Origin of the sequence: Helicobacter sp. MIT 99-5507 (assembly GCF_003364295.1) — a bacterium.
GTDB lineage: Bacteria > Campylobacterota > Campylobacteria > Campylobacterales > Helicobacteraceae > NHYM01.
Genome location: NZ_NXLO01000001.1, coordinates 325,460 through 348,458, shown reverse-complemented (window position 1 = coordinate 348,458; position 22,999 = coordinate 325,460). Strand labels below are relative to the sequence as shown.

Below are 22,999 nucleotides of genomic sequence, written 5' to 3'. Positions count from 1 at the left end.
TTCTAAATAGAATCTTATAAAAAATCCACCAAAGACATTTGATTTATTTTACTAGTTGAAGCAAGGACGGCATTATAATTATTTGTAAGTTGTGAAAATTTATTATAAGTATCTGCTATATCTGTGCCAATAGTATCACTTTTTAGGGATTCTACTTGGACTTTTAGCACCTCATTTCTTTTGATACTATCTTCAAAAGCCCTGCCATACGCACCATTTAATGCAATATTTTTTTCTATATGATCGCTTAAATGATCAAATAGCATGATAGAATTTTGGATTCCTATATTTCTTAAATCTGCATTATAGTTATCACCTAGTGCATCAGGGCGATATATGCCTTTTCTTACAGCTTCAATCATTCCATCTAGTTGTTTAAAAAAGTTTATATATGGTTTATCAATCACCAAAGCATTATTTGCATTAAATGTAAGGGCAGGTGCATTTTGTAATCCACTTTGTGAAAAATCACTGCTATTGCTCCCATGTATCATAAATTGCATTTTTGTAATAGATCTGATATTGTCTTTTATCTCTATCTGTCCTTCTTGATTTAGTGTTGCATTTACATTGCTGTTTGCCATATTTAATAATTTTTCATATGCTTTCTTTCCACTCTCGCTTAATCCATCACTAGTATTTCCTTGTGCATTTAAAAAATCTTGAGTTTGTTTATTTGAATAATTTAGTGTGATTGTTATTGCATCTAATAATTGCCTATATGTAACATCATCTGCTTTTGTAACGCTTATTTCAGGTGGTCTATCATGTGGATTATAAAATGGGATTCTATAGTTTCCTTCTCCTGCATTTTTATTTGGTAATATAAGAAATGCTCCATTACTGCTAAATTCAATCTTTGCTTCAACATCTATGCCATTATGATCTTTTAATCGCATAATATATGTCTCACCAACTAGACTTTTATTAGCAACTTCACTTAATTTCGTATCATCTTTTGCATATTCTCCACTTAGTGCATTCATCTGTGATATATTTGATCTTAGTGATGAACCAGCATTTGTAAAACTGACATTGTCATAATTATTTTGAAAACTATCCCGCAAAGCCTTTACTTCATTTCCATTGTTATTTAATGTTCTTAGTGTGATTTCAAGACCACTAGGTCCATTAAATGGCGGCTCTTTCTCATCATTTTCGAGGCTAAAAACATTGTGATCTATGATATTTATTTTACCATTTGAGATTTCAACATCTATATTTCCGCTAAATTTGCTTTCTATTGCTTTTATCAAATCATCAATCGTGCTATTTTCTATATCAATTAAAAATGGTTCTACTTTTATATCTAATTTATTTCCATTTGGGCTATTTGGAAGTTTGCCACTTATTTCAATCTTATTTGCTTCAATACCAAAAATATCGCTTAACTTTGTGCTACGCGAGGCGTATTTATTATCACTTGTGATAAATTCTGTAGGCAAACTCGTATATCTTGCATCATAATTATTTTTTATACCACTAATTTTTGATAAGCTAAAGTCTCCAAGATACGCAGATTTTTGAAAGCTAGTAACTCTAGCATTACTTTGATTTAGCATACTTACATCATCTACATCAATATCAGCTGCAATTAGATGAAAGTCGATATTTGAGCCGCCAGGTTTTGTTTCTTTTATCTCTATTTGTCCCCAAGCATTCATTCTTACATCTACTACTTGATTTTGTGAAGTATTGCCAAAGGCTTCACCAATTTTTCTTAATAAATCACTCACCCTTGTAGCATTTTCTTCATTTGAATATGCCACATCAAGGACAAATTTTTCTTTAAATGAAGTTCCATCTACTTTTTTTCCACGCAAATAAAAATATGCTTTAGAATCATTTGTAGTATCATTATCATTATCACCTATTAAATCTCTTAGAGTGTCTTCACTTTTTATAAAAACTTCACTTGGTATATTTGTTTTATGGACTTTATCCATTACACTTGGATAGAGTTTTCTTAAATTTAATTTTTGGATATTTGTAGTTATAGTCTTGTATTTATCTAAATCTCTGCTTAAAAATAATTCTTCTCCATTGATATTATAAGCGCTTTTCATATCTGGGGCAATCAATGCTTCTAGCTTTGCATTATTTCCATTGTAAGTTCCATCATCATTAAATGGCTTTATATCTACTCTGCTTCCTGCAAAGATATATTCCCCACCAATTGAAGTATTTGCAATAGATAATATATGATCCCTAATACTTTGCATATCATTTGCAATAGCTTCTCTTGAAGTTTGTGAGTGTATATCATTTCCTGCGTGGATTAATTTTGTCTTAAAATCATCAAGTGCTTTTGAAATTTCACTAAGTGATTTATCTGTATGAAGTGTATTTGTATTTGCATCATTTGCTATATCGATAGATTGATTTAGCCCATGAACATCATATTCTAGTTTTAGATTTTGATTAAAGATACTGCTATCTTCATAGCCATATTTTATTTTTAAACCAGATGCAATTTTTGTATTTGCTTCATTTAGTTTATTTTGTAATGTATTTTGATAATAGTCCATTTGATTATATTTTGTACCAAATGTTACGCGCATAACAATTCCTAAAATTTTATAATCTACTTGTAATTAAGCAATTTAGATTCCAAATCGTAAAAATATTAAAAAAATTTATCTATCTAAATCAATTTTTTCTATTTTTTGTTCATAAATTATTTTCTTTTTATTCCATGTAGTTATTGGAGTGTTTCTTATGTATTTGTTGTTGTAGCTTGATGAGACATTTTCTAATTTTAATTCTTTTATGATTTTTTCTTGCTCTTGTATATCTATATATTTTTTTATTATTTTGCCATTTGGCAAAATCTCTAATACATAATTTATACTATTTGTTTTTGCATCAATTACGATGGCTTGATTTTCTTTTAATATTTTACTTGTATCAATAATAGAATCTCTTGCATATATAGATACAATAGCTAAAAAGATTATGATTAAATTTTTTATTATAAATGCCTTGTATAAATTTTATATTGTTATAATATCTCAAAATAAATTAATAAAAAAGGATGTATTAATGAAAATTATTTCTACTTCAAATGCTCCAAAAGCTATTGGTCCTTATTCTCAAGGCATCATTTCTAATAATCTTATATTTACTTCAGGGCAGATTCCATTAAAACCAGATGGTGAATTTTTAGATTCTGACATAAAAGAGCAAACAAAACAAGTTTTAGAAAATCTCTCAAATGTGCTAAAAGCGGCAAATAGCAGCTTAGATTCTGTGATAAAAACAACCGTATTTTTAGCAAATATGGAAGATTTTGCAGCTATGAATGAAGTCTATGAAAGCTATTTTAAAGATAATAAACCAGCACGAAGCACAATAAGCGTAAAAGAACTTCCAAAAAAAGCTAAAGTAGAGATAGAATGTATCGCAGAAATAAAATAAATAGAAAAGTTTTTAGCAAAAAGTGCAACTAGATACTATAAAAAAAGATTAGAGAGTATATTTAAAAGCACATGAAGGAGTTTTAGATTCTAAAGCCCTAAGCTAGAATCTAAAAATAGTCTTTTACTTCATTATGCAGTGATTTTAGATATTCATCTACATTATTTTTGTCTATTAGAAAACCAAAATTTTGTGGAATTTCAACTGATGTATCATTAAATATTCTAGCAAATATCAAATTTCCAATTTTTGGCTTAAAATGCCAGCCTTCATTATCAAAATTATCTTTATTTATAGTGATTTCATTTATCCCATAAAAGCTCCAAATTTTTGCATTTGTGTTATTTGCTAGAATCTTGATTAGATTAAAATATTGATTTTCTATATCATAATATTGTTGGAATTTTTTGTAGTATGTTGCAAATTTCGGAAATATGATGATTATATCATTGCAATCTGCTAATTTTGCAAGTTTTAGTGTGCTTTGTATATTTGCTTGATAGTCTTTATAGTGGGCGTCATTTTTTACTTTATTGTCTATATTTTTATCTGTGTATAAATAAGATTTATTATCTAGTTCTATAAATTTATCATCTATTTTTTGCCCTAATATTTTTTTAATAATATACATAGCACTTTCTTGTGTTGTTTTTGGGTTTATATATAAATTTATATTTGCAAGTAAAGAATTCAACCTAAATCCTTCTTCTAAGCGATTATAATCTATCATATGATTAAGTTTAGTTTCTATCACATCAAATCCACTAATAAAATTATTTTTATTTGCTTTTATTTTCTCTATTAAAAAAATCGCTTCATTTAGAGTTTGATTCATCATGCCACTATATATTACATGTTTGTTTAAATAGCTAGAGACTAGATTATTATCTATATATTCACTTCTTGAAGTGCCAAGTATATAATATGGCTGTTTTTGCAAGATTCTAGGTTTGTATAAATATGTCCATTGTGCGTTTAATTGTTCTACATATTTATCTTTTGTGCTTTTTATTCCAAATGGATCGATTGTGTAGTTAAATACATAATTTATTATTGCTATTAATAAAATAGAAATTGGAAATAAAATAACAAATTTTTTTCTTTTATCCATATTTTATAATCCTAAAAATTAAAATATAAAAATCTAGTTACATGACCCATACTAAGAATGAAAATACTTGTATAAAACATTATAGATGTCGCTATTTGGAATCTTAAATTTGCTTTGAAGTTATTTAATAAATAAATAGAATTTTTACATACAAAAACAATTATAAAAGCTATGATGATAAAAATCATATTTTCAATCATATTTATATTATCAATAGCTTTTATCGTTGTATCTACAGGGCTAAACATCCCTTCTAAAAGCCTCATTGCACCACTAACATTCTCACTTCTAAAAAATATCCAAGCTATATTTATAAAGTTAAAAGTAATACATAAAGATAAAAGTTTATAGAATCTCGATTGCAAGAACCTAGATTTATTTATATTTTTAGATTCTAAGATAAATCTATAAAATCTATGAATTACCATAGCAATTCCATGCAAACTTCCCCATATAATAAATCCATATCCAGCTCCATGCCAGATTCCACTAATAAAAGCTACGATAAAAAGATTTCTTAGAGTTAGTATTTTATTTATAAATATATAATTTTTATTATTTATGTATTTTGTATTTTTATTTCCTCCAAGTGGTATATATAAATAACTTTTTAAGAATCTTCCTAAAGTTATATGCCACATTCTCCAAAAATCTGTAATATTTAAAGCTTTATATGGAGAATTAAAGTTTATAGGAAGCATTATTCCAAATAACAAGGCTAATCCTATTGCCATATCACAATATCCACTAAAATCAAAATATAATTGAAATGTATATGAAAGCGAAGTAACCCAAGATTCTACTAGATTTAGATTGTATCCAGATTCTACTACTCCAAATCCAGCATTTGCTAGTTTTGCAAAACTATCTGCAATACATACTTTTTTAAATAATCCAATAGAAAATATAAACAAACCTTTAGCAATATATTCATATATGATTAATGATTTGTCTTTAAAGATTCTGCTAAATTGTGGCATCATCTCTTTATGATGGACTATTGGTCCAGCTATGAGTTGAGGAAAAAATAATATAAATAAAACATAATCAATAAAATCAATCGATACATCATCTTTATTTTTTGCATTATAACAATCACATAGAAATGCAATTTGTTGAAATGTGATAAATGATAATGCTAATGGCAATAATATATGAGGTAATGGAATGTTAAAGCTAAATATATTGCTTAATAAATTAACATTACTTAATAAAAAATCAGTATATTTAAAAACTGCTAAAAGCCCTATATTAAATACAATTCCTAAGATTAATATAGATTTGTTTTTATCGTATTCCCCCCCCCCATAGATGAATTTATTAAAATATATTTCTTTTGCTATGTAGTAATTAATAATAATTGATGAGATTATTATTGGCAAGTAATCGATTTTAAAATATCCATAAAAAAATAAGCTAGCTATAATCAAGATAATTTTTGCACTTTGTTTATAATTTAGATATTTCATCAAATAAAATGCAAATAGAGTGATTGGCAAAAACGCAAATATAAAACTAAAAGAACTAAAAATCAAAATAAAGCCTAAAACAAAATATTTATAAGCTAATGATTTTAAATCAAAGAAAATAAATGAGAGCTTAACTTCAGCTACAAGCCCTAACTTTATTTTATTAATGCTAGAATCTTAAGCACAAAATAATTTAAAAGGTCATTTATGCCACTTAAATCATATTTAGAATCTATAAAAAAATATTTCCCCAAATGACAAAGAACACACTTATAGAAGTGCTTTATAGATTCTACTAAATGCACTAAAAGACAATATCAATCCAAAGGCACATATAATACATGAACCAAGAAATAGCAAAGATGGATTAGGCGCTCCGGATTTTTTAATCACGCTAGATTCTCTTACTTTAGGCTATATAGAAAATAAACGCGTAAATGATGATTTATACAAAGTTGCCAAAAGCGAGCAAATACAAAAATATTTAATGCTAAGTCCAAATATTATTTTGACTGATTATCTACATTTTTTGCTTATCCGCCCAAAAAATAGGTGGGGGGGTATAAGCATTTTATAGTAAAAGAATTTAGAATCTGCGAATACATAGACATTTATTCCACACTAAAAAATAAAGCCCTTTTAGAATCCAAATTATTAGAATTACAAGATTTTTTTAATATATTTTTTACAAGTATTCCAAAGCCCATAAATACCGCGCTATAATTTGCCAATGCACTTGCTTTACGCACAAAATTATTAAATGAAAATCTTGTAGATTTAAGAATCGCGGATTCTTTAGCCATTATGCAAGTCCAAGAGGGCGGAAGTCAAATTATAAAAGTGCCAAAAGATAGAGAGGTGCTAGAATCTCATTTGAATCCATAGGAGAAGTCAATCCCTGCACCTTTGCAAGGACACAATGGCAAAAGTTTCTTTATGCAAGATTCATAATCTTGCAAAAAGTAAATCTTACAATGGAATCTTTTAAAGGAGTGTAGCATTATGGATTGCCACGAAAATTTTGCAAATTTTCTCGCAATGACGAATCCCACGCAGTCATTGCCCCCCCCCTCCCGTCATTGCGAGGAAGCGTAGCGAACGAAGCAATCTGTAATCTTGCATACTTTAAAGATTCCATTGCAGAATTAAAGGCAGATAAGATTATGGATTGCCACGCTCCGCAAGCTCCGCTCGCAATGACAGAATCTCAAGTGTCATTGCGAGGAGCGAACGCAGTGAGAGACGAAGCAATCCATAATACAGAATCTCGCAACGACAATGTAGCATTAATAGATAAGTTTTTCACTCTATCATTTTACATTTTAATTAAAATTTATTTTTATTTTTCTTGTTTTTTTTGTATAGTATGAGATTTTGTTAAATTTAACTCAAACCAAAAAAAAAGAGGAGAAACCGATAATGGGATTTTTAAACAATCTTAAGTTGCAAACAAAATTAGTTTGCTTCATTGGAACGATTTTTATTTTGGGCATATTGGTTTTAAGCTTTATCATCACCAATCGCGTAAGTCAAAACATAGAAATGAACGCCAAGACAATCCTTTCAAAAATTGCAGAAAGTGATACTGAACGCATTAATGGCATTCTTGAAGAGTTAGCAACAATAACACAGGGAAGTGCGAAGGTGCTAGACCATATTTTTGAAACACAAAGCATTCAAAATGTTGAGTTTCATAGGCTTTACAATGTTATAGAGGGGCTATTTGATAGTTCGTCCTTTGCGGATTATGGATTCTTATATGTCAAAGATGCCCCCTCACACTTAAAAACAAATCCCCTTAATTTGACACAAAAGGGCGAATTTATGCTATTGCTCCACGATGAGGATATAATTAACTTCGGTGGTGTTTCCCAAAGACAAGCAAGGGATTCCTTGATTGAAGAATTATCAAGCATTCAAAACGCTATGGCAGAGGGCAAATATGGAGACAATACGGTATATATGGGAAAAGTAAGGAAATTTACCATTGAAAACGATACATTCATCGGTTTTGCAATGGCTATGCCCTTTTTTGACAACCAAAAACGTTTATTGGGGGTAGTTGGTTTCATCTTAGATGGCGAACATTCTATCAATAGTGTTTTAAATGATAGCAAACGTAGTGTTTTTGAAGGCGATATGACATTTTTGACGGACAACGAAGGAAATATCATCTCTGCTCCAAACCCACAATTTTTTCTAAAAAACCTAAGAGAAATAAATCCTAGCAAAACAACCGAGAATATACTTAATTCAATCAAAGACAAAAAAACAGAAATCCTAGATTATGTAACTGCTGCGGGAGTGGATGGCTTTGCGGTAGTGGATAGCTTTGCGGTTAAAGACAGAATGGCAAATTATTCTGTCGTGGTAACCGCTCCAAAAGATTCTGTGTTAGCTCCTCTGCATCGTCTGCAAATCCTAATTGCGATTGCTTCGCTTGTCTTTGTGGTTATTGCAATGGTTTTGATCTACCTATACATTCAGAGAAATCTAGGTAGTCGTTTGCCAATCCTTGTAAATGCTCTTAATACTTTCTTTAAGTTTATCAATCACGAGAGCAAAGATGTGCAATTAATCAGGGTTTATGCCAATGATGAATTAGGCATTATGGGAAAACTCATTAACGAAAATATTAAGCGCACACAAAATTCTTTAAAGGTTGATGAAGAGGCGATTGAACAATCCGCTCAAACTGCCAAAGCGGTTGAAAATGGGGATTTAACCGCAAGAATCGTGAAACAACCAAGCAATCCACAATTAGTGGATCTAAAAAATGTCCTTAACAATATGCTAGATGTTTTGCAATCCAAGGTTGGTAGTGATATGAATGAAATCCACCGCGTTTTTGAATCCTATAAAGAGCTAGATTTCACAACAGAGGTTAAAGACGCTAAAGGTAGCGTAGAAATAACAACCAATACGCTTGGAGAGGAAATCCGACAAATGCTAATGGCTAGTGCAGGATTTGCTCAAAATCTCTCCTTACAATCCTCTGAATTAGAAAAATCTATGGAAAAATTAATGGCAGGTTCGCAAACTCAAGCAAGTTCTCTTCAGCAATCCGCAGCAGCGGTAGAGCAAATCAGCCAATCTATGGAAAATGTCAGCAACAAAACGAGCAATGCAACACGACAGGCAGAGGAGATCAAAGGAATCGTGGGAGTGATTAAAGACATTGCAGACCAAACAAACCTACTTGCCTTAAACGCTGCAATAGAAGCAGCAAGGGCTGGGGAACACGGGAGGGGCTTTGCGGTCGTTGCCGATGAAGTCCGCAAACTAGCGGAGAGAACCGGCAAATCTCTATGTGAAATTGAAGCCAATGTGAATGTGCTAGTGCAAAGCGTAAGCGAAATGAGCGAATCCATCAAAGAGCAAAGCTTAGGAATTTCACAAATCAATGAATCCATCGTGCAATTAGAAAATGTTACAAACGAAAATGTTAGCGTTGCAAATATCACAAATGATATAACAAAAAATGTCAATGAGATAGCACAAAACATTTTAGACGATGTGCATAAAAAGAAATTCTAGCTCCAATCCCACAAACACTAACCGCCCTGCCCTTATGGGCGGAGCAAAACGATGAAACTAACCACCTTGTCATTGCGAGGCGTTAGCTGACTTGTCGTTGCCTCTCCTCCCGTCATTGCGAGGAAGCGTAGCGAACGAAGCAATCTATAATCTTGCATACTTTAAAGATTCCATTGCATAATTAAAGGCAGATAAGATTATGGATTGCCACGAAAATTTTGCAAATTTTCTCGCAATGACGAATCCCACGCAGTCGTTGCCTCTCCTCCCGTCATTGCGAGGAAGCGTAGCGAACGAAGCAATCCATAATCTTGCAAAAAGTAAATCTTACAATGGAATCTTTTAAAGGAGTGTAGCATTATGGATTGCCACGCTCCGCAAGCTCCGCTCGCAATGACAGCACAAAACGCAAAAGACAAGAAAGCCTTTTTGATGACGATGATATTTTTCAAGGCAAAGATAAAATAGAAAATTTCACGCCGACATTTAGAGATTTTATAGATTCCAAATACGGCGAGCATTTTAGCCCGGAGGCGATTTTGGGCTATATTTATGCGGTGCTTTTTCATAAAGACTATAGAGAAAAATATTTAGATTTTCTAAAAATAGATTTTCCAAAGATTCTATTTGCAGAATCTAAAGAAAAATTTTTAGCCCTAAGCGAGTTGGGGGCAAGAGCTGATGAGATTACATGTAAGCACAAATGGAGAATTCCCGACGCAAACACAAATGCAAATAGCTTTGGTTTGTGATAGGGGTTGCAAATTACAACAAATAGATAATTTCTTTGTGTCAAACAATATTATTGATTTGCACTTAGTAGGAAGCGGTAGCTATGCCTTTCCGCTGTATCTTTATAATAGGAGTTAATATGTCAGAATCCATAGGTGAGCCATTATATAACCTAAGCGACAAAACTAACATTATCGAAAAAATCGCTTATAATGAGCGCGAGCAAAGGCTTTTTATAAAAGCTTGTATTTTGATAAGGTTAGTCCGCAAGTGTGGGATTATAAAATCGGCGGCTATCAAGTGCTAGATAAATATCTCAAATCCCACAAAGGCGAGGAGATAGACTATAGCCACTTCCAAAAAGTCATCCAGACATTGCATAAAAGCCTAGAAATAGAATCTAAAATCGCTAAAATTGAGATTAATTAAAATATATTTAAGAAGAAAATAAAACTAGCTATTGTATAATCGCAACTTTTAAATTTATTTAAGGAACACAAATGCAAGCTATAATCAAGAATGGAGGCAAGCAATACAAGGTGCAAGTAAATGATATTATCTTACTTGATAAAATAAACCTTGAGCCAAAGTCAAGCATTGAATTAGATGAAGTCCTAGCTTTAATTAATGGTGATAAAATCGAATTAGGCACTCCAACTATATTAAATGCCAAGGTAACAGCGGAAGTAATCAATCACGGAAGAGCAAAAAAAGTGATTACATTTAAGAAACGTAGAAGAAAAGATAGTAAAACAAAACGCGGATTTAGACGCGATTTTACTAGAGTTAGAATCTTAGAAATAAAAAATAAAGGAATATAAATGGCACATAAGAAAGGTCAGGGTAGTACTCAAAATAATAGAGATTCAGCAGGACGTAGATTAGGTGTAAAGAAATTTGGCTCACAATTTGTTAGAGCAGGAAATATTATCATAAGACAAAGAGGAACTCAAATTCACCCAGGAAATAATGTAGGAATAGGAAAAGATCATACTATTTATTCTCTTATTGATGGTATTGTAAAATTTGAAAGAAAAGATAAATTTAGAAAAAAAGTATCTGTAATAAGTGCATCTTAAAAGTTGCACTTAAAAAGTATATGATTTTGTATTTTGCAAAATCTCTACTATTTTTAACTCCTTAATTTTTCTAGAATCTAGAAAATATTTTTTAATCCTTATAATCTTATATTATGTCAGTTTTATTTAGATTCTTAAATTTGCATTTTAATAATCGCTTAATAAATATATTATTTTTTACATTATGATTAAATAGATGGATAGATTTATGTGTATTTCAATATAAGTTATTATTTTATATAATTTGTCTAAATTAGAGTTTCATATTTATAAAATTTAGTAATTTTTTTTAAGAATCATTTTTATATTGAGAGAATTATGTTTATAGATAGTGTTGATATTTTTGTTTCATCGGGAAATGGCGGTGCTGGGGCTGTTAGCTTTAGACGCGAAAAGTTTGTTATCCAAGGTGGTCCTGATGGTGGTGATGGTGGTGATGGTGGTGATGTCTATTTTGAAGTAGATAATAATAATGACACACTATCTAAATTTCGTGGCACAAAACATCATAGGGCGAAAAATGGACAACCAGGTTTGGGCAAAAAAAAGAGCGGAAAAAAAGGAGAAGATATAATCATTAAAATTCCGCTTGGCACGCAAATATTTGATTTTGATAGTGGCGAGTTATTGCATGATTTTATAAAAGATAAAAAGCTTTTATTTCTAAAAGGTGGCAAAGGCGGTGCAGGGAATTTTAGATTTAAAAATTCAATAAACCAAAAGCCAACTTACGCCCAAAAAGGCATAAGTGGCAAAGAAATGCATATACGACTTGAATTGAAAGTGATTGCTGATGTAGGCTTGGTAGGATTCCCAAATGCAGGAAAATCAACATTTTTGTCTGTAATATCAAATGCAAAGCCAGAAATTGCAAATTATGAATTTACTACTTTAATTCCAAATCTTGGTGTTGTAAATGTAGATGAAATCAATTCTTTTGTAGTAGCTGATATTCCAGGACTTATAAATGGAGCAAGCTTAGGAAAAGGGCTTGGTATAGAGTTTTTAAAGCATATAGAGCGAACAAAAATCTTTTTATTTATGCTAGATTCTAGCAAGCCACTTTTAAGACAATTTATAGATCTTACAAATGAAATTAGAAATTTTAATTCTAGCTTAGAAAATAGGGCATTTGGTATTGCAATCACAAAAATAGACAATATAGATGAATTTAGTGAGTTTGATTTGCTATTTTCACATTTTGATTTAGAAATAAATAAAGATGGCTATATTTGTAAAGAATATTTAGAATCTAGCAAGTTTGATAAACCACGCTTTATACTTCCTATTTCTTCGCTTACAAAAACAAATATAGATAAACTTAAATTTTTGTTGTTTGATAATGTTAGATTCTAAGCAGTGGTTATCAATAAAGGCTTCAGCAGGAAGTGGAAAAACTTTTTCTCTTACTTCTAGATTTATTTATCTTTTGTTTTCTGGTGCAAAAGCAAGTGAGATTCTAGCCCTTACTTTTACAATAAAAGCAAGAGATGAAATGCAAGAGAGAATCTTAAAAACTCTTCATACTCTCTCAAAATCAAATGATAGTTTTGATACTAATCCTTATGTGCTTGAATTGGTCAAATTAGGTTTAAATAAAGATTCTATAAAAGCAAATATTAATAATATTTATTTAGATTTTTTATATTCTAAAAATTATATTATGACTTTTGATTCATTTTTTAGCATAGTGCTTAAAAAGTTTAGCTTTTATGTTGGTTTATTAAGCAATTATGAAATCCATACAAATTGTGATTATTCACAAGAAGCATTTATAGAATCTATAAAAAATATGAGTGATAAAAAAATTAATAATTTTACATATTTTTTGTATTTAAACAATCTAAAAACAAAAGATATTTTAAGATTGCTAAAAAGTTTTAAAATTAATGATTTTGTGCTTAGTGATTTGAATATAGATTCTACTTGGAGAGAGAATTTAATAAATGATTGCAAAGAATTACAAGATTTTGTATTGCGATTTATTGATGGCAAAAGTGGCACAAAACAAATAGAAGATCGTTTGAAAATAGAGCTAAACGCACAATCTAGTATAAAAGATATTTTAACTTTATTAGAAAAAAATGATGTGATTTTTACTCCTACAATGATTGAAAACTTAATAAAAAAAGGTATTGATGAAGTATATTTAAATGAAAAACTTCAAAATATAAAATCACATTTTGCAAGCTATTTTAAAAATAGAGAATATGAGATTTTATCTATGATATTAGAACTTTATAAAGATTATAATAAACATAAAAACTCTCTTATTTCGTTACATAATAAGCTTGGTTTTGATGATGTGAGTGCATTTAATTTTGAGCTTTTAAATCATCATATTGATAGAGATTTTTTTTATTTTAGGTTAGATTCTAAGATTAATCATATTTTAGTTGATGAATTTCAAGATACAAATATCTTGCAATATTTGATCTTAAAGCCGCTTATTGATGAGATTAAAAGTGGTGCAGGAAAAGATACTTTTGGAAAAATCAAGAGAAGTTTATTTTTTGTAGGTGATGAAAAGCAGGCAATTTATCGCTTTAGAGGAAGTGATAGTAAATTGTTTAATGCAATTAGTAAAACTTTAGGCATGCAAATTGATACATTGGATAAAAATTATAGAAGTGCAAAAAATATAGTCCATTTTGTAAATGATACTTTTAAAAATCAATTTGAAAATTATAAAGAACAAGAAGCACATAAAGATTCTAATGGATATGTAAAAATCATAACAAGACAAAAAGATGAAATATTAGAATCTATAAAAGATCGAGTATTATTTTTGTTAAAAAACAACAGAAAAGATATAATGATTTTGACTAGAAACAACGATACTGCAATAGAAATTCGTGATTATTTGAACAAACAAATAGATGGAATAAAAATATCTTTGCAGCTAAAAAGCATTACAAATCCTGAATTTTTAAGTATCAAAAATGCACTGCAATATATACATTCAAAAAACCCACTCTATTTAAAAAATACGATTAAATTAAATGGTGGAGCTTTTTTTGATGAGATAAAACTTGATATTTCATCGCATTTAAAACCAAGTGAAATTGTGCTTTATTTGATGGATAAATTACAAATTTATAGCAAAGTAGCTTTAGCTGTGCTTACAATTTCATTTGAATATGATTTATTGATTGATTTTATTAATGATTTAGAAAATATGGAAATAGATATTGATGAGGATAAAAAATATGATATTAGAATAAGCACTATTCACAAATCAAAAGGTTTAGAATTTGATGATGTGATTGTCGTAGAATATCGCAATAAAAACAACAATAATGATTTATTTTATTATGATTATGACAATCTTTCATTAAAGCAGATTTATTATTTAAATAACGCAACAAAAAGAGCACTTGTAGATTCTGATTTTTGTAAAATTTATGATAAATACAAAAAAGATAAAGAATTAGATTCTATAAATCTATTATATGTTGCTTTTACTAGGGCAAAAGAAAGTCTTTATATAATAAAATTAAATAAAGGTGGAATCTTAAATTCTATACCACTAAAAGATGAATATGAAATTGGCAAAGATGTAGAAAGTAGTATCATCTCCCAAACTACAAATAAAAATGAACCAAATATCATAAAAGAAGAATCCTTTGGACGACAAGATGATTTTATAATAGATTCTAATATCAATAATAATAAAATCACACAAATAAGAGGTATCGCCCTTCATCTAACAATGGAATATGCACTAAAATATAATGATTTTAGTGATATAAAAGAAATATTAATAAATCGCTATGGATTATTTTTAGATTTAGCACAAATAGATTCTATACTTAGTAGTGCAAAAAAGATTCTAGATAATAAGATTTTTAAAGATTTATTATCAAAAAAGCCAAAAATAGAGTGTGAATTGTCATATTTAGATGATGCAAAAGCAATGCATAGGATAGATTGTTTGTTTATTTTTGAAGATTGTGTATATTTATTTGATTATAAAAGTAGTGCATTTAATCTAGATTCTAAAAAAGAACAGCTTATGGGATATATTAATTTTGCAAGGGAATATTTTAAAGGAAAAGATATATTTGGATATTTATGTTTTGCAGATGGAAGTGTGCTAAGTGCGTAATTTCTATTTTATGATAGAATTTCAAATTTAATACAAAATGAGGTTTGGCTAATGGTTGCTACAGGTTTAAATAAAATTTCTAGGCTATTTACATTATTTTTGAAAAATGAAGCAGCAGGCGGTATTTTATTATTTTCATGTGCTGTGCTTGCTATGATTATTGCCAATTCTCCAATTGCTCATTATTATTTTTGGTTTTGGGAGCTAGATTTTGGAATTAGACTTGGAGAGCATTTTATTGGTATGAGTTTGCATCATTGGCTAAATGATGTATTTATGTCTATATTTTTCTTAGTTGTTGGCTTAGAGATTAAAAGAGAGTTTTTATTTGGAGAATTAGTTGGTTTTAAAAAAGCAGCTTTTCCAGTTTTAGCTGCTCTTGGTGGTATGATAGTGCCAGGAATTATTTATTTTAGTCTAAATGCAGGAACTCCATCACAAAATGGCTTTGGAATCCCGATGGCAACAGATATTGCTTTTGCACTTGGGGTTATGATGCTTCTTGGTAAGAGAGTTCCTATCGCATTAAAAGTCTTTTTGGTAACTCTTGCTGTGGCAGATGATTTGGGTGCTATCATAGTAATTGGCATATTTTATACAAGTGATTTTAATGTTATGTGGTTTTTAATATCTCTAGCTATGCTTGCTATTTTGATTGTATTGAATAGAAAAGATGTTCGAATCCTAACACCCTATTTAATACTTGGGGTTATGCTTTGGATAGCAGTGCATAACACTGGAATTCACGCTACGATAGCAGCTGTCGCACTTGCATTGACTATTCCCGTTAGAGCTAAAATGGATAGCAAGGAATTTGCCTCGAAAATTTCTGAAACTTTTGTCCCATTATTTTTAGAAAAAGAAAAAGATAGAGAAAATATTTTGCTTCATCACGAGCAGCTAGAGACATTACAATCAATAAAAAAACATTCAAAAAATGTGCAGAATCCTTTACTTAGATTGGAACATACATTGCAATATTGGAGTAGTTTTTTGATTATGCCTTTATTTGGTTTTGCAAATTCAGGAGTTACAATCACTAGTGATATTGACTTTGGAATTGATGCTATTATGCTAGGGATAATTTTGGGACTTGTTGTTGGCAAGCCTATTGGGATTCTAATTTTTACATTTTTATGCCATAAGCTAAAGATTGCCCAAAAACCAGATAGTGTATCTTGGATTAATATTTTGGGAGCTGGAATGTTAGCGGGGATTGGCTTTACTATGTCAATCTTTGTTTCAAATCTTGCATTTAGCGATCCATCAAGCACAGATTTATCAAAATTATCAATTCTTATTGCTTCAAGTTTAGCTGGAATCTTAGGTTCATTATTTTTAATTATTGAATATAAAATAGAACATAGAAAAAAACTAAGTTCAATTTGATAGAATATTAAGTTTTAATTAGGAGAAGTTATCATGGAAAATAGTATGAATAGTTTTGTAGGTGCATTTTTACCTTTAATAGTTTTATTTGCAATTTTTTATTTTGTTTTGATAAGACCACAACTAAAACAACAAAAAGCACATAAAGAAATGCTTGCCAATCTCAAAAAGGGCGATAAAGTAATCACTAATGGCGGTTTGATATGTGAGATTGTAAAGGTTGAAGATAAATTTTTTAGTGTTAAATTAAATGATGATACACAAGTAAGGCTTTCTAAAGATTTTATATTTAATAAATATGAAGAAGAGAATAAATAATTAATTATGAATTTTTTTAATATTAAGACAATTGTTTTTTTAGTTGTATTTGTATTTGGATTGGCTTTATCAATACCATCTATTTTTGGGACACAGGGTCCAAAAATCACACTTGGTCTTGATTTGCAAGGTGGATTAAATATCTTATTAGGTGTTGATATAAATGGTGGTATAAAAAGTAGGTATTCTTCTTTGGCAACACAAATCAATCATGATACACAAAATAGTGATATTTTGATAGATTCTTTGCATTCAAGTGATAATAATGTAAGTTTTGAACTTCTTGATATATCAAAAAAAGATGCTTTAGATGAATTATTATCTAAGATTAAAGGCTTAAATATTAGTAGTATAGATGGAAAATACAATATTACTTTTACTCAAGAAGAAATCAAATTTATACAATCATCATCAATTGAACAAGCCATAGATACTATTAGAAATAGATTAGATATATTTGGTTTATCTGAACCAAGTGTTACAAGACAAGGTGAATATAATATATTAGTGCAATTGCCTGGTATAAAAACTACAGAAGATGAGCAGGCAGCCCTTGATTTGATCATTCGTCCTGCACAATTAAAGATGATGGCAGTTGATGAAGAACGTAATGCTAGAGTAAATTCTATGAGTGAAGATGAAGCAAGTAAATATGGTGATGTTATTTTACCTTTTACTCATGATCCAAATTTAAAGATTCTATTAAAAGGAATACCAATTATAGATGGTAGTATGCTAACAGATGCTAGAGTTGCTTTTGATAGTAAAACTAATCAAAGAGTGATTGCATTTACCCTAAATAGCGTAGGTGCTAGAATCTTTGGTGATTTTTCTGGTAACAATATAGGTAAAAGAATGGCTATTGTGCTTGATAATAAAGTATATTCTGCACCAAGCATTCGAGAGAGAATAGGCGGTGGAAGCGGACAGATTAGTGGGTCTTTTTCTGAGCAAGAAGCAAAAAATATTGCTATAGCACTTAGAAGTGGTTCGCTAACTACTCCTCTAGAATTACTAGAAAAAAGGAGTATTGGACCAAGTCTTGGGGCAGATAGCATTAAATCATCTCTTATTGCTTTATTTGGTTCATTTTTAGTGATTATTTTATTTATGATTTTTTATTATGGATTTGCAGGTGTAATAGCAGTCAGTGCATTGTTTGTAAATATTTTAGCAATTATTGCTTGTATGAGTTTATTTGGTGCTACTCTTACATTACCAGGTATGGCAGGTATTGTCCTTACTATAGGTATGGCTATTGATGCAAATATTATCATTAATGAACGTATCAGAGAAGCTCTGCGGAGTGGTGATAATGTCATCAAATCTATTGCATTTGGATATGAAAATGCTACTAGAGCGATTTTTGATGCAAATAATACTACATTAATTGTTGCTGTATTGCTATATGTTTATGGGACTGGGTCGATAAAAGGATTTGCTATCACTATGGGTATAGGTATCGTAGTTTCAATTATTACTGCAATTATTGGGACACATGGAATCTATCTTTGGCTTGGACAAAAGATAAATAATACAAAAAGATTAAATTTTTGGTTTGGAATTAAAAAGGGAGTTAATTAGTGGATTTCTTTAGACATGATAAAATTTATGATTTTGTTAAATATAGCAAATATGGTCTAATTTTCTCTTGCATTTTGATTGTAGGGATAATTATTTTATTTTTTATAAAGGGCGTGAATTTTGGTATCGACTTTGTTGGTGGAAGCGTAATACAACTTCAATATACAAACAAAGATGCTCCAATTAGTCAAATTAGAGAGATTCTAAATGATAGTCAATATTTTAAAAATTCAAATATTACAGAATTTGGTGCTAAAAATGAGATAGTGATTAAATTTCCATTTGTTCCAAGTGATGTAAAAATAAATATTAGCGATGAAATAAAAGAAGTCTTAAAGCCAACTGGTGAATTTGATGTTCGAAGAGTTGATATAGTAGGTCCAAAAGCTGGTGTAGAGCTTGCAAAAAAAGGTGTTATCTCTTTGGCGCTTGCACTAATTGCTATGATGATTTATGTTTCTTTTAGATATGAATGGAGATTTGCATTAGCTGGTATTGTTGCATTAGTGCATGATGTCTTCATATCAGCTGCTGCAATAATAGTATTTGATGTGGATCTAAGCCTTGATGTAATTGCTGCATTATTAACACTTATTGGATACTCAATAAATGATACTATCATCATATTTGATAGGATTAGAGAACAGATGTTGTTAAAAAAGTTTAATGATATAAATTTTGTTATCAATGATGCAGTATCAAAAACATTATCAAGGACATTGCTTACTTCTCTTACTGTATTTTTTGTAATTTTTATATTATTTGTATTTGGTAGTGAGATTTTAAAAGGATTTACTCTACCTATGCTAGTAGGTTCTATCGTAGGGACATATAGTTCTATGTTTATAGCACCAAAATTAGCTATATTATTTGGATTTAATATCCAAGAATATTATGAAAAAGAAGCAAGAAAACAAAGAAAAAAACAAGAAAAAGAAAAAATGTATCAAATGTATGAAAAAGGCAGAATCTAAAAGGAGTTTTTAATGGATTGGGGCAGAATCTTATTTATTTTTTTTACATTAATGTGCCTAACTTCAACAATTGGATTTTTATTTGATCCAAATATAGTATTATTATTTTTAGCTGCAGCAATCAATTTTATTTCTACAACTCTTAGAGTAGGTATAAGAAAACCTTTGTCCTCTGAACTTTTAGCTAGCTCTATTGTTGCAGATTTTCATTTGATACCTGCATTTTTATGGTATCAAATATTAGGTGATTTAGATGTTGCTTATGCTTTAGCATTTGGTGCTCTTGTTGCAAATTTGTTTTCTATTTGTTTGATACTAATTGAGAGTGCAAAGGTTAGAGATATAGATTATTAATAAAAAAGGGATTTTATGACTTACAATCCACGAGAAATAGAAAAAAAATGGCAAAAACGATGGCTAGATTCTAATGTATTTGAACCAAAAGATGATTTTAGTCTTCCAAAAAAATATATTTTAAGCATGCTTCCATATCCAAGTGGCAATCTACATATGGGACATGTTAGAAATTATTCCATAGGCGATGCAATTGCTAGATATTATAGAAAAGCTGGATTTAATGTGCTTCATCCAATAGGTTGGGATTCTTTTGGATTACCAGCAGAAAATGCAGCAATAAAGCACAATCTTCACCCAAAAACTTGGACTTATAAAAATATTGAAAATATGCAAGAATCTCTAAAAAGTTTAGGTTTTTCATTTTCACAAACTAGAGAGTTTGCTACTAGCGATCCAATTTATACAAAATGGGAACAACAATTCTTTACACAAATGTGGGATAAAGGCTTTGTCTATCGCAAAAAAGCATATCTTAATTGGTGTCCAAATGATAATACTATACTTGCAAATGAGCAAGTTATTGATGGTAAATGCTGGCGTTGTGATACAGATGTCATCCAAAAAGAAATGTATCAATATTATTTAAAAATCACAGATTATGCAGATGAATTATTAAAAGACTTAGATACATTGCAAGGTAAGTGGCCAAATCAAGTCATCACTATGCAAAAAAATTGGATTGGTAAATCTATTGGACTTGAATTTAGCTTAAAACTAGAAAAAAACATTGGTAGCATAGATTCTCTAGAAGTTTTTACAACAAGAGCTGATACTATATATGGCATAACATATTGTGCTATTGCTCCAGAACACCCGCTAGCTAGATATTTAATTGAAAATAACCTATTAGAGCAATCAAAAATTACTTCTATTAAAACTATGCAAAATATGATTTCTAGAGATAGAATGAGTAAGGAAAAAGAAGGAGTTGCCCTTGGAATCTATGCAATTCATCCACTAACAAATCAGAGATTAGAAATTTTTGTAGCAAATTTTGTTTTGATGGATTATGGTAGTGGTGCGGTTATGTGTGTGCCAGCTCATGATGAAAGAGATTTTGAATTTGCAAAAAAATATAATCTACCTATAAAAAAGGTTATTAAAAGCGATAATGAAGTATTTTGTGATGATGGAGTTTTGATTAATAGTGATAATTTTAATGGCTTATTTGGCGAGGAAGCAAGGGAAGCAATAATTGAGCATTTTAGACAACTTGGTATTGGAAAAAAAGTCATCAACTTCAAGCTTAAAGATTGGGGAATCTCAAGACAAAGATATTGGGGAAGTCCTATACCGCTTATTCATTGTGAATCTTGTGGAATAGTAAAAGAAGTAAATCTACCTATATTATTACCAGATGATATAACATTAAATGGAGAAGGCAATCCACTATCTTTGCACCCAACATGGAAATATACAAAATGTCCTAATTGCAAAAGAGATGCAATAAGAGAATGTGATACTATGGATACATTTATAGAATCTAGTTGGTATTTTTTAAGATATACAACCCCAAGGGAATTGTGGGAAGATTGTGCATTTAGTAAGAAAGATTTAGATTATTGGCTAAATATTGATGAATATATAGGTGGCATTGAACATGCTATTTTACATCTTCTTTATGCAAGATATTTTACAAAAGTCCTTAGAGATCTTTCATGTATAAATATTGATGAGCCATTTGAGCGATTATTGACACAAGGTATGGTGCTTAAAAATGGTTTTAAGATGAGTAAGTCAAAGGGAAATGTTGTCGATCCAAAAGAAATAATAGAGACTTATGGTGCAGATACAGCAAGATTGTTTATTTTATTTGCAGCTCCACCTGTAAAAGAATTAGAATGGAATGATAATGCACTTGAAGGGGCATATAGATTTATAAATAGAATTTTTAATAATGCCTCAAAGGTTGTAAAAAAAGATTTTAGCAGTTTAGAATTCAAGAATCTTAGCAAAGAAGAAAAATATGCTAGAAAAAAGATTTATGAAGCATTGCTAAAATATGAATTAACATTTTCAAATAGTGAATATCCATTTAATACTTTGATTGCATCTTGTATGGAAGCTTTCAATGCACTTTATGCTCAAGACAATGAGGATGTTTGGTTTGAGGGATATTATATTTTATTAAATATATTAGAGCCAATTATTCCTCATGCTAGTTTTGAGCTAAGCGAGAATCTATTTGGCTTAAAAAATCTAACTACACTAAAAGTCGATGAGAGCGCATTATATTGCGATACTATCAATATTGCAATTACTATTAATGGCAAGAAACGAGCTGAAGTTGAAATTGCTAATAATTTATCAAAAGATGAGATATTAATTATTGCAAAAGATAGAGTTCAAAAATGGCTAAATGGAAAAGAAATCATAAAAGAAATAGTAGTCCCAAATAAGCTTGTGAATTTTGTAATAAAATAAAAATGAGACGAATATTTTTTATATCTTTATTTGGAATATTAATTTCATCTTGTGGATATTATCCTGTATCTTATTATAGTAAGCAATCGCTTGGTAAAAATATCTATGTCAATACTATTATCGCCTTAAGCGATCCAGAAAATTCCATCATAGCAAAAGACGCATTACTTCAAGCAATAGCTACTAGATTGCATTCTAATTTAAGTAGCAAGGAAAATGCAGATACTATTATTACTATTAGCATGAATGAGATTAATATGTATTCGATTGCTGATGATGAAGATGGTTTTCCTAGATTCTATCGTATGCAAGTTGGTATTAGCTTTTCATACATAGATAAAAATAATAATGCAAGGAATTTTAGCAATATTGGAATCTATGATTTTTCTGTAGAAGGACAATCAACTGTTACTGATGAAAAACGTTTTATGGCGATAAATCAAGCTTCACTTCAATCTATTGATAAATTTGTAGCTAAAGTTGCAAGCAGTTGGAGATAA

20 protein-coding genes are annotated in these 22,999 nt (G+C 29.8%); 15 read left to right on the top strand and 5 right to left on the bottom strand.

The window, feature by feature from the left end:
• Positions 1 to 14 precede the first annotated feature (14 nt).
• The gene (flgL, locus tag CQA42_RS01875; protein ID WP_115582997.1) at positions 15 to 2,561 is read right to left on the bottom strand and encodes a flagellar hook-associated protein FlgL; all 2,547 of its coding nucleotides are present in this window, start codon (positions 2,559 to 2,561) and stop codon (positions 15 to 17) included.
• 75 nt (positions 2,562 to 2,636) lie between these two features.
• The gene (locus CQA42_RS01870; protein ID WP_115582996.1) at positions 2,637 to 2,828 is read right to left on the bottom strand and encodes a hypothetical protein; all 192 of its coding nucleotides are present in this window, start codon (positions 2,826 to 2,828) and stop codon (positions 2,637 to 2,639) included.
• 214 nt (positions 2,829 to 3,042) lie between these two features.
• Here CQA42_RS01870 and CQA42_RS01865 point away from each other — a divergent pair, with 214 nt between their 5' ends.
• Positions 3,043 to 3,417 carry a RidA family protein gene (locus tag CQA42_RS01865; protein ID WP_115582995.1) on the top strand — a complete coding sequence of 125 codons (375 nt, stop codon included), beginning with the start codon at positions 3,043 to 3,045 and terminating at the stop codon, positions 3,415 to 3,417.
• Between the two features lie 109 nt (positions 3,418 to 3,526).
• Here the strand turns inward: CQA42_RS01865 and CQA42_RS01860 are convergent, their stop codons facing one another.
• From CQA42_RS01860 to CQA42_RS01850, 3 genes are all read right to left on the bottom strand, one after another.
• Entirely contained in the window at positions 3,527 to 4,528 is a 1,002-nt protein-coding gene (locus tag CQA42_RS01860) for a hypothetical protein (RefSeq protein WP_115582994.1), read from the bottom strand.
• Positions 4,529 to 4,539: 11 nt separating this feature from the next.
• Positions 4,540 to 6,063 (bottom strand): MBOAT family protein, encoded by a 1,524-nt coding sequence (locus tag CQA42_RS01855; RefSeq protein WP_115582993.1) that lies wholly within the window; start codon positions 6,061 to 6,063, stop codon positions 4,540 to 4,542.
• A gap of 545 nt (positions 6,064 to 6,608) precedes the next feature.
• Positions 6,609 to 6,800: a hypothetical protein gene (locus CQA42_RS01850; RefSeq protein ID WP_115582992.1), complete on the bottom strand. Its 192-nt coding sequence runs from the start codon at positions 6,798 to 6,800 to the stop codon at positions 6,609 to 6,611.
• 616 nt (positions 6,801 to 7,416) lie between these two features.
• Between CQA42_RS01850 and CQA42_RS01840 the strand changes: the two genes are divergently transcribed.
• From CQA42_RS01840 to lptE, 14 genes are all read left to right on the top strand, one after another.
• Positions 7,417 to 9,534, top strand: coding sequence for a methyl-accepting chemotaxis protein (locus tag CQA42_RS01840; protein ID WP_115582990.1), 2,118 nt, complete (start codon positions 7,417 to 7,419; stop codon positions 9,532 to 9,534).
• A gap of 365 nt (positions 9,535 to 9,899) precedes the next feature.
• Entirely contained in the window at positions 9,900 to 10,286 is a 387-nt protein-coding gene (locus tag CQA42_RS08345) for a type ISP restriction/modification enzyme (protein WP_408941425.1), read from the top strand.
• Positions 10,287 to 10,509: 223 nt separating this feature from the next.
• Positions 10,510 to 10,695 (top strand): type ISP restriction/modification enzyme, encoded by a 186-nt coding sequence (locus tag CQA42_RS08385; protein WP_258865523.1) that lies wholly within the window; start codon positions 10,510 to 10,512, stop codon positions 10,693 to 10,695.
• 71 nt (positions 10,696 to 10,766) lie between these two features.
• Complete coding sequence (gene rplU / locus CQA42_RS01820; protein WP_115582988.1) at positions 10,767 to 11,087, top strand: 50S ribosomal protein L21; 321 nt, start codon at positions 10,767 to 10,769, stop codon at positions 11,085 to 11,087.
• On the top strand, positions 11,088 to 11,345 hold the full coding sequence (rpmA, locus tag CQA42_RS01815) for a 50S ribosomal protein L27 (RefSeq protein ID WP_115582987.1): 258 nt from the start codon (positions 11,088 to 11,090) through the stop codon (positions 11,343 to 11,345).
• Positions 11,346 to 11,663: 318 nt separating this feature from the next.
• Complete coding sequence (gene obgE, locus CQA42_RS01810; RefSeq protein WP_115582986.1) at positions 11,664 to 12,701, top strand: GTPase ObgE; 1,038 nt, start codon at positions 11,664 to 11,666, stop codon at positions 12,699 to 12,701.
• Positions 12,688 to 15,453: a RecB-like helicase gene (locus tag CQA42_RS01805; protein WP_115582985.1), complete on the top strand. Its 2,766-nt coding sequence runs from the start codon at positions 12,688 to 12,690 to the stop codon at positions 15,451 to 15,453. The genes obgE and CQA42_RS01805 overlap by 14 nt, the downstream gene beginning before the upstream one ends.
• Positions 15,454 to 15,504: 51 nt before the next feature.
• On the top strand, positions 15,505 to 16,842 hold the full coding sequence (nhaA, locus tag CQA42_RS01800; RefSeq protein ID WP_115582984.1) for a sodium/proton antiporter NhaA: 1,338 nt from the start codon (positions 15,505 to 15,507) through the stop codon (positions 16,840 to 16,842).
• Between the two features lie 33 nt (positions 16,843 to 16,875).
• Entirely contained in the window at positions 16,876 to 17,160 is a 285-nt protein-coding gene (gene yajC / locus CQA42_RS01795; protein ID WP_115582983.1) for a preprotein translocase subunit YajC, read from the top strand.
• Between the two features lie 6 nt (positions 17,161 to 17,166).
• Positions 17,167 to 18,744: a protein translocase subunit SecD gene (gene secD / locus CQA42_RS01790; protein ID WP_115582982.1), complete on the top strand. Its 1,578-nt coding sequence runs from the start codon at positions 17,167 to 17,169 to the stop codon at positions 18,742 to 18,744.
• Positions 18,744 to 19,718 carry a protein translocase subunit SecF gene (gene secF, locus CQA42_RS01785; protein WP_115582981.1) on the top strand — a complete coding sequence of 325 codons (975 nt, stop codon included), beginning with the start codon at positions 18,744 to 18,746 and terminating at the stop codon, positions 19,716 to 19,718. Before secD ends, secF begins: the two co-directional genes overlap by 1 nt.
• A gap of 12 nt (positions 19,719 to 19,730) precedes the next feature.
• Positions 19,731 to 20,072 carry a DUF6394 family protein gene (locus tag CQA42_RS01780; protein ID WP_115582980.1) on the top strand — a complete coding sequence of 114 codons (342 nt, stop codon included), beginning with the start codon at positions 19,731 to 19,733 and terminating at the stop codon, positions 20,070 to 20,072.
• A gap of 15 nt (positions 20,073 to 20,087) precedes the next feature.
• Positions 20,088 to 22,499, top strand: coding sequence for a leucine--tRNA ligase (gene leuS / locus CQA42_RS01775; RefSeq protein ID WP_115582979.1), 2,412 nt, complete (start codon positions 20,088 to 20,090; stop codon positions 22,497 to 22,499).
• A 2-nt stretch (positions 22,500 to 22,501) separates the two neighbouring features.
• Positions 22,502 to 22,999 carry an LPS assembly lipoprotein LptE gene (gene lptE / locus CQA42_RS01770; protein WP_258865522.1) on the top strand — a complete coding sequence of 166 codons (498 nt, stop codon included), beginning with the start codon at positions 22,502 to 22,504 and terminating at the stop codon, positions 22,997 to 22,999.